Consider the following 8,220-nt stretch of genomic DNA (forward strand, 5'->3'; position numbering starts at 1 on the left):
TACCGCTTCAATTTCAACTACAAGGCCGTAATTCGCCATGACAATAACTCCTCAACATCTGATTGCGTTACTGCCGCTGTTGATCGTCGGATTGACGGTGGTGGTGGTGATGCTGTCCATTGCGTGGCGACGCAACCACTTTGTTAATGCCACGCTGACGGTCATTGGCCTGAACGTAGCGCTGTTTTCACTGTGGTTTGTCGGTCATGTCGGTGCCATGGATGTCACGCCGCTGCTGCGCGTTGACGGTTACTCAATGTTCTACACCGCGCTGGTGCTGCTGGCCAGCCTAGCAACCTGCACCTTTGCTTATCCGTGGCTGGCCGGTTTCCCGGACAACAAAGATGAGTTCTATCTGCTGGTGCTGATTGCGGCGCTCGGTGGCATCGTGCTGGCGAGTGCCAATCATCTGGCGGCGCTGTTCATTGGTATTGAACTGCTGTCACTGCCGCTGTTTGGTCTTATCGGTTACGCATTCCGTCAGAAACGTTCGCTGGAAGCGGCACTGAAGTACATGATCCTGTCCGCTGCAGCGTCTTCGTTCCTGATCTTTGGTATCGCGTTGATTTATGCCGATTCTGGCAGCCTGAGCTTTGTGCAACTGGGTAAAAGCCTGAATGACAGCATGATCCAACAGCCGCTGCTGCTGGTCGGTTTGGGCATGATGATTATCGGCCTCGGCTTTAAGCTGTCACTGGTTCCGTTCCACCTGTGGACACCAGACGTTTATCAGGGTGCGCCTGCGCCGGTTTCAACCTTCCTGGCCACCGCCAGCAAGATCGCCATCTTTGGTGTGGTGATGCGCTTGTTCCTGTACGCGCCAGTGACCGACAGCGAAGCCGTGCGCACCGTGCTCGGTGTTATCGCCTTTGTGTCGATTCTGTTCGGTAACCTGATGGCGATTTCGCAGAGCAACATCAAACGTCTGCTCGGTTACTCATCGATCGCGCATCTTGGCTATTTGCTGGTGTCGCTGATTGCGGTGAAAACCCATCAGCTGTCACTGGAAACGGCGGGTGTGTACCTGGCGGGTTACCTGTTCAGCAGCCTCGGCGCGTTCGGTGTGGTCAGCCTGATGTCCAGCCCGTACCGTGGCCCGGATGCGGATACGCTTTACTCTTATCGTGGTCTGTTCTGGCATCGTCCAATTTTGTCAGCGGTCATGACCGTCATGATGCTGTCTCTGGCCGGTATCCCGATGACGCTGGGCTTCATTGGTAAGTTCTACGTCATTGCTTCCGGTGTGAACGCGCATCTGTGGTGGTTAACCGCGGCAGTCGTTGCCGGCAGTGCGATCGGTCTTTACTACTATCTGCGTGTGACGGTGAGTCTGTACCTCAGCCCACCAGAAATGCACACGCGCGATCGTGACACGCCAGCCAACTGGGCGTTCACCGCCGGTGGTGTGGTGGTGCTGATCTCGGCGATTCTGGTGCTGCTGCTGGGTGTCTATCCTCAGCCACTGATTTCGCTGGTGCAGATGGCTCAGCCGCTGATGTAAATGCGCTTTGACCCCATGAATCAGGCCTCAGGGCCTGATTTTTTTTGCCTGTAATCTGAGAATACGATCACGGCAAGGCAATGCGGCAACCCTGTATGGCTGCTCAATCCCCGCGCGCTGTGATACTCTCAGGAGATCACTTTTTTCGCTCAGACAAGGAAGCATCATGGAAATGCAATGGCTTGATTGCCACCACAGTGAACTGAGTGCACAGCAGTTATATACCGTGCTGGCACTGCGCAATCACGTATTCATTGTGGAGCAGAACTGCCCCTATCAAGACGTAGATGGTCAGGATTTGCGAGCAGAGAATCGCCATATCATGGGCTTCCTTGACGGCAAATTATTGGCCTACGCTCGTGTGCTTACGCCCTCACTGGACAGCGCCCCGGTGATGATTGGTCGCGTGATCGTGTCCGAAGAAGCGCGTGGCCTGAAGTTGGGCTATCGACTGATGGAGAAAGCGCTGGAGAGCTGCGATACCCATTGGCCGCAACGCACTATTTATTTATCGGCGCAGGCCCATCTGGAAGGGTTTTACGGTCGTCTTGGCTTCAAAGCGGTGGGGGACGTTTACATGGAAGATAACATTCCACACATCGGTATGCAGAAAGCGTAATGGCGAGGAATACTCCTCGCCATTTATACCCGTCATACTTCAAATTTCCGGTGAGTTGGCTGCCTGGCTCACCCGAATCACTGACTTGAGTCAGCTCATCGGGCTCTCGTGTTTGCCGCCTTCCTGAAATTCGAACTTTTTAGGGGATATCAGCCCGGCGTCATCTGTCGGTCATCGGTGTATTTACGCTGATCCGGCGGCGGTGGGAAATACTGATACAGCCAGGTTTCACTTAAGGTCTCATCTTTGGTGCGCAGGAACAGGCGCATATCCACCGGCTTGGTGGAGTCGCTGTTCGGATACCAGTCAAACAAGATGCGGTAGCCGTTGAGGGGTTCAACATACAGAATCTCAACCTGCTTGATGGTACCGGCATTGACGGTGATCACCGGCTCAATACCTTTCGGCGCTGCGGCTTTCAGATCGCCACCGACGAAATCAATCGCAAAGCGACGGCACCACTGATCGGGGAAGTGTTCGCCCGGCGCCCAACCTTCCGGGAAGCCACCAATACCGGTACGTGTCGCATCCACGCGCGCCAGCCCGCTGCGCACAGGTGGCAGTTGGCTCCAGTAGAGTTTGTACTGGAAGTTAAATTCGCTGCCCGCTTTAACCGGTTCCGTTGGCTGCCAGAAGCACACTACGTTATCCAGGGTTTCACCGGTCGTCGGGATCTCCATCAGGTTGATGGCGCCTTTGCCCCACTTGCCAATTGGCTCAACCCACAGGCTTGGGCGTTTGTCATACCAGCCAATGACATCCTGATAATCTTTGAAGTCGTGATTGAGCTGCAACAGACCAAAACCACGTGGGTTTTCATCTTCATAAGCATTGAACTGTAAGCGTTGCGGGTTGTTCAGCGGACGTGCAATCCATTCCCCTTTTCCGGTCCACATTGCCAGACGATCGGAGTCATGGATTTGTGGATGATAGGTATTGCACATGCGACGCTCGTTGGTGCCGCAGCTAAACATACTGGTCATCGGCGAGATGCCGAGCTGACGAATGTCGTTACGAGCAAACAGGTGGTTTTCCACCTCCATCACCACGCGTTTCTCTTCGCAGTGGATAGTGAACTTGTACGCACCGGTGACGCTGGCGCCGTCCAGCAGCGCATAAACCACAAAGGTGGTATCGTCGGCTTTCGGTGTTTCAAACCAGAAGGCGGTAAAGTCCGGGAACTCCTCGTGGCCGTTGCTAAAGGTGTTGACTGCCACACCGCGCGCTGACAAGCCGTACTGGAAAGTTTCATCAACCGCACGGAAGTAGCTCGCGCCGAGGAACGAGACGATATCGCGACGCGCCAGTTCTGGTTTTTTAAACGCGCGGAAACCGGCGAAGCCCAAATCGGTTTTGCCGACCAGCTGCTGGGTATCGACATTAGCGTTGTGATAGTTAAACAGTTCGGGGCGGAAGTGGATTTCGCGCGCTTCACGGCTATCGGCATCCACGGAGAACATACGGATACGACGTTTAAAGCCCATCCCCACGTGGAAGAACTGCACATCTAACTCGCGATCGGGAATGTTGTTCCACAGCGAATGGTTGGCATCGTACTGAATTTCGTTGTAAGCCTGCGGTGTCAGATTGGCCAGGGTGTCAGGAAGCGGGCCGGGTGCGCCGCCCCAGGGCTGTTTCGCCAGCGCGGATGCTTTCTTTTTCAGTGAGTCGAAATCGAAGCGCACTGCGGTGCCGTCGGCGATGCCATCATCGGCCCAGGCGGACTGCGCAAACAGCGAGGAGAGCCCGGTCATGCCGCTTGCGGCAGAGAGGGCCATGGACGCTTTCATAAATTTTCTACGATTCATGCCGGAAATCTAATCCTTAGCTGCTCTGGTGTGTTGTGACTGTCGTAAGACGCATTGCGTCTGGCTACAAGGGGATACGACAGTCGCGAAATTAAAAAATTCAGTCTGACAAAAATTTATCAGATTAATCAAATAAGCGAAGCAGATTTCACGCTGCAACAGCGCGGATTACGCAACTTTGCATTGAGTCGAGCAAAAACCAGCGTAATCCGAATCCCTTGCGCGCAGCAAATACCGAATTTATGACTATAGTTAAACGACGATAAGTGACGAGCATGGAGGAAGTATAACGTGTCATCTTCAGATCAATTTGAAACTCGCCTTGATGACGACCTGGCGCTACTGACAGAAACTTTGGAAGAAGTACTGAAATCGTCGGGTGATCCGGCCGATCAAAAGTACATCGAATTGAAACTTAAAGCGGAACAAGCGCTGGAAGACGTGAAGAATCGCGTTAGCCAGGCTTCTGACAGCTATTATTACCGTGCCAAAAAAGCGGCCTACCGTGCCGACGATTATGTGCATGAAAAACCGTGGCAGGGGATCGGCATTGGCGCCGCCGCTGGCCTGTTTGTCGGTTTACTGTTGGCCCGCCGCTAAATTGTCGGGGCGTAACGCCAGTTACGCCCGATTCCTCTTTTTTACCGCGTTATCCCTCTCATTTGTCTCGAATCCTTGTTTCGCATCAACGGCGATTGTGTTTCGCGTGCGCGCTTTCTACAGTAAAGCGACAGGGATAAGGAGAAAGTAACGTGATACGTGTTGAAATGCTCTCTACGGGCGATGAAGTGTTGCATGGCCAGATTGTCGATACCAACGCCGCATGGCTCGCGGATGTGCTGTTCCAGCACGGTTTGCCAATGACCAGCCGCAGTACCGTGGGTGACGCGATGTCCTCACTGGTAGAGGCGCTGCAGAGTCGCAGCCAGATTGCCGATGTGCTGATTGTGAACGGCGGCCTTGGGCCAACCAGCGACGATCTTAGCGCGCTGGCGGCAGCTACCGCGTGTGGTACCGAATTAGTGATCCAGCAAGAATGGCTGGAAAAAATGGAAGCCTGGTTTGCCAGCCGTGGACGCATCATGGCGCCGAGCAACCGCAAGCAGGCGGAAATTCCGGCGAATGCCGAGCTGATTGATAATCCGGTGGGGACCGCGTGTGGCTTTGCACTTCAGCTCAATCGCTGCTGGATATTCTTCACGCCGGGCGTGCCGTCCGAATTTAAAGTGATGGTCGAGCAGGAGATCATTCCGCGTTTGAAAGCGCGTTTTGATTTACCTGAGCCGCCGCTGTGTTTGCGTCTGACTACCTTTGGTCGCGGCGAGAGTGACATTGCTGCCGAACTGGAGCCGTTACCGTTGCCGGAAGGTGTGGTAATGGGCTATCGCTCATCAATGCCAATCATTGAAATCAAACTCACCGGACCGGCCAGCCAGCGCGTGGCGATGGAACAGGCGTGGCAGCAGGTTAAGCTGCTGCTGGCGGAATGCACTATCTTCGAAGGCACTGAAGGTTTGCCTGCTTTGTTAGCGCGTGAGTTGCAACAGCGTGGTTTCCGGCTGGCGCTAAGCGAGCAATATACGGCGGGATTCCTCAACTGGCAGCTGGCATCAGCAGACGTGCCGCTCAGCGCAGCAGAGATTCTGCCTCCTCATGATGAACCGCTGGAATCCCAGGTCGAGCGCACGCGCGATCTGGCCGCACATCACGGCACGGTATTGGCGCTGTCGGTGGGCAATCTGGAAGAGGGCGAAGTGGCGATTGCGCTGCATACGCCGGAAGCCAGCTGGGGCCAGCGCGTGAAGTTCACCCATGGGCGTCACAATGTTGAAACCCGGCAGAAAGTCGTGGCGATGATGGCGATGAACATGCTGCGTCGCTGGCTGCACGGCAGTGAAGTCAGTAACGGGCATGGCTGGATTGATGTGCTGGAAGCTGTGAAACAGTAGGAATGTGGGCAGGCTTTGCCATGAATTTCACCGGGGCGCCATTGATGGCGACCCGGTGTTTAAATCTCGATCTCAATCTCCCCTTTGGCGCGGCAGCAGCAGGGCAAAATCTCACCCTTCTGAATAAACGCCAATGGGGTTTCCGCGTAAGCCACTTCGCCTTTTAGCAAGCGCATGCGGCATGAACCGCAGTAGCCTTCACGGCACTGAAACTCTACGCAAACATTGTGCGCTTCCAGTGCCGTCAACAGATTGGGATGATCTTCTGCGCACTCCAGCCGGGAGCCGGAACTGCGCAGAATAACAACAGAACGACTCATGCTTACAGCTGGAAGTCGTTGAAGTCGTCTTCGCCGACTTCGGCATCAATCTGACCCACCAGGTAAGAACTGACTTCCACTTCCTGCGGTGCCACCTGCACGTTATCTGATACCAACCAGGAGTTGATCCATGGAATCGGGTTAGAACGCGTCTGGAACGGCAGATCGAGGCCAACCGCTTGCATGCGAATGTTGGTGATGTACTCAATGTACTGGCACAGAATGTCTTTATTCAGACCGATCATCGAGCCACCGCTGAACAGATAATCTGCCCACTCTTTCTCTTGCTCGGCGGCTTTCTTGAACAGGTCGAAACACTCATCACGGCACTCGGCGGCGATCTCTTTCATTTCAGGATCATCTTCACCGGTGCGCAGCAGGTTCAGCATGTGCTGAGTGCCGGTCAGGTGCAGAGCTTCATCGCGCGCAATCAGTTTGATGATTTTGGCGTTACCTTCCATCAGCTCGCGCTCGGCGAAGGCGAATGAACAGGCGAAGCTGACGTAAAAGCGAATCGCTTCCAGTGCGTTAACGCTCATCAGGCAGATATACAGCTGCTTTTTCAGCGCACGCAGATTCACGGTCACGGTTTTACCCGCCACTTCGTGCGTGCCTTCTCCCAGCAGATGCCAGTAGCTGGTCATCTCGATCAGATCGTCGTAATACTTCGAGATGTCCTGTGCACGCGCCAGAATCTGCTCGTTAGTGACGATGTCGTCAAACACCAGTGAAGGATCGTTGACGATGTTACGGATGATATGGGTGTAAGAGCGCGAGTGGATGGTCTCAGAGAACGCCCAGGTTTCGATCCAGGTTTCGAGTTCTGGAATCGAAATCAACGGCAGCAGGGCCACGTTAGGGCTGCGACCCTGAATGGAATCCAGCAGCGTCTGGTATTTCAGGTTGCTGATAAAGATGTGTTTTTCGTGATCTGGCAGCGCCTGATAATCGATACGATCGCGTGAGACATCCACTTCTTCCGGACGCCAGAAGAAGGAGAGCTGTTTTTCGATCAGCTTTTCAAAAATGTCATATTTCTGCTGGTCGAAACGGGCAACGTTCACTGACTGGCCGAAGAACATCGGTTCTAACAGCTGGTCGTTTTTGTTCTGCGAAAATGTGGTGTAAGCCATGGCTAAGTCCAAAAGTGATGAGGGCCGACCATTGCCGGCCCTGACAAGATAGGGCGTCTGACTAATTAAATCTTACAAGCGCCGCTTTCGCAGCCGTCATCCTGAATGGAAGGAGCCAGGTCGTCCTGCGCATCTTCCGCACCATCACGGGTGTTTTGGTAGTACAGGGTTTTCACGCCAAATTTATACGCGGTCAGCAGATCTTTCAGCAGCTGTTTCATCGGCACTTTGCCATTGGCAAAACGGCTTGGATCATAGTTGGTGTTCGACGAAATCGCCTGATCGATAAATTTCTGCATCACACCAACCAACTGTAAGTAACCGTCGTTAGAGGGCATTTCCCACAGCAGTTCGTACTGATCTTTCAGACGCTCATACTCTGGCACCACCTGACGCAAAATACCGTCTTTGGATGCTTTGATGCTGATGTGACCACGCGGTGGCTCAATACCGTTGGTGGCGTTTGAAATCTGCGAAGAGGTTTCAGACGGCATCAGGGCAGAGAGCGTGGAGTTACGCAGACCGTGCGTAACGATCGACTCACGCAGACCTTCCCAATCCAGGTGCAACGGCTCGCTGCAAACGGCGTCGAGATCCTTTTTATAGGTGTCGATCGGCAGAATGCCCTGTGAGTAGGTGGTCTCTTTGAACCACGTACAGGCACCTTGCTCTTTTGCCAGCTCGTTCGAGGCTTTCAGCAGGTAGTACTGGATCGCTTCAAAGGTTTTATGCGTCAGGTTGTTGGCGCTGCCATCAGAATAACGCACGCCGTTTTTCGCCAGATAATAAGCGTAGTTGATCACGCCAATACCCAGAGTACGACGACCCATTGCGCCGCGTTTTGCCGCCGGGATGGGGTAATCCTGATAATCCAGCAGGGCATCCAGCGC

General features: G+C 54.0%; 7 protein-coding genes and 1 pseudogene. 4 read left to right on the top strand and 4 right to left on the bottom strand.

All coding sequences use genetic code 11. From position 1 onward, the window contains the following. Window positions 1-37 precede the first annotated feature (37 nt). Window positions 38-1,501, top strand: a complete 1,464-nt coding sequence (gene nuoN / locus RT340_RS20210) for an NADH-quinone oxidoreductase subunit NuoN (RefSeq protein WP_034825051.1) — start codon at window positions 38-40, stop codon at window positions 1,499-1,501. A 166-nt stretch (window positions 1,502-1,667) separates the two neighbouring features. After that, window positions 1,668-2,120, top strand: a complete 453-nt coding sequence (locus RT340_RS20215) for a GNAT family N-acetyltransferase (RefSeq protein WP_097116582.1) — start codon at window positions 1,668-1,670, stop codon at window positions 2,118-2,120. 149 nt (window positions 2,121-2,269) lie between these two features. Here the strand turns inward: RT340_RS20215 and RT340_RS20220 are convergent, their stop codons facing one another. Next, entirely contained in the window at window positions 2,270-3,928 is a 1,659-nt protein-coding gene (locus RT340_RS20220) for a glucan biosynthesis protein D (RefSeq protein WP_045813641.1), read from the bottom strand. A gap of 291 nt (window positions 3,929-4,219) precedes the next feature. On the opposite strand from RT340_RS20220, the gene elaB reads away from it, so the two are divergent. Then, a complete protein-coding gene (gene elaB / locus RT340_RS20225; protein WP_034825045.1) occupies window positions 4,220-4,528 on the top strand; it encodes a stress response protein ElaB in 309 nt (102 codons plus the stop codon). 152 nt (window positions 4,529-4,680) lie between these two features. Then, complete coding sequence (locus tag RT340_RS20230) at window positions 4,681-5,877, top strand: nicotinamide mononucleotide deamidase-related protein YfaY (protein ID WP_097116583.1); 1,197 nt, start codon at window positions 4,681-4,683, stop codon at window positions 5,875-5,877. A 59-nt stretch (window positions 5,878-5,936) separates the two neighbouring features. On the opposite strand, the gene yfaE is transcribed toward RT340_RS20230, so the two are convergent. The 3 genes and pseudogenes from yfaE to RT340_RS20245 form a co-directional block, all read right to left on the bottom strand. Next, window positions 5,937-6,197: a class I ribonucleotide reductase maintenance protein YfaE gene (gene yfaE / locus RT340_RS20235; protein WP_058961303.1), complete on the bottom strand. Its 261-nt coding sequence runs from the start codon at window positions 6,195-6,197 to the stop codon at window positions 5,937-5,939. 2 nt (window positions 6,198-6,199) lie between these two features. Next, window positions 6,200-7,330: a class Ia ribonucleoside-diphosphate reductase subunit beta gene (gene nrdB / locus RT340_RS20240; RefSeq protein ID WP_034825039.1), complete on the bottom strand. Its 1,131-nt coding sequence runs from the start codon at window positions 7,328-7,330 to the stop codon at window positions 6,200-6,202. Between the two features lie 65 nt (window positions 7,331-7,395). Next, window positions 7,396-8,220: pseudogene (locus RT340_RS20245) on the bottom strand (ribonucleotide-diphosphate reductase subunit alpha); the annotation flags it as partial.

The sequence above is a fragment of the Pantoea sp. CTOTU50773 genome, from assembly GCF_032082325.1.
GTDB lineage: Bacteria > Pseudomonadota > Gammaproteobacteria > Enterobacterales > Enterobacteriaceae > Pantoea > Pantoea communis.

Coding starts and splice junctions, on each gene's coding strand:
- nuoN (WP_034825051.1), top strand. CDS start 38: ATGACAATAACTCCTCAACATCTGATTGCGTTACTGCCGCTGTTGATC.
- RT340_RS20215 (WP_097116582.1), top strand. CDS start 1,668: ATGGAAATGCAATGGCTTGATTGCCACCACAGTGAACTGAGTGCACAG.
- RT340_RS20220 (WP_045813641.1), bottom strand. CDS start 3,928: ATGAATCGTAGAAAATTTATGAAAGCGTCCATGGCCCTCTCTGCCGCA.
- yfaE (WP_058961303.1), bottom strand. CDS start 6,197: ATGAGTCGTTCTGTTGTTATTCTGCGCAGTTCCGGCTCCCGGCTGGAG.
- nrdB (WP_034825039.1), bottom strand. CDS start 7,330: ATGGCTTACACCACATTTTCGCAGAACAAAAACGACCAGCTGTTAGAA.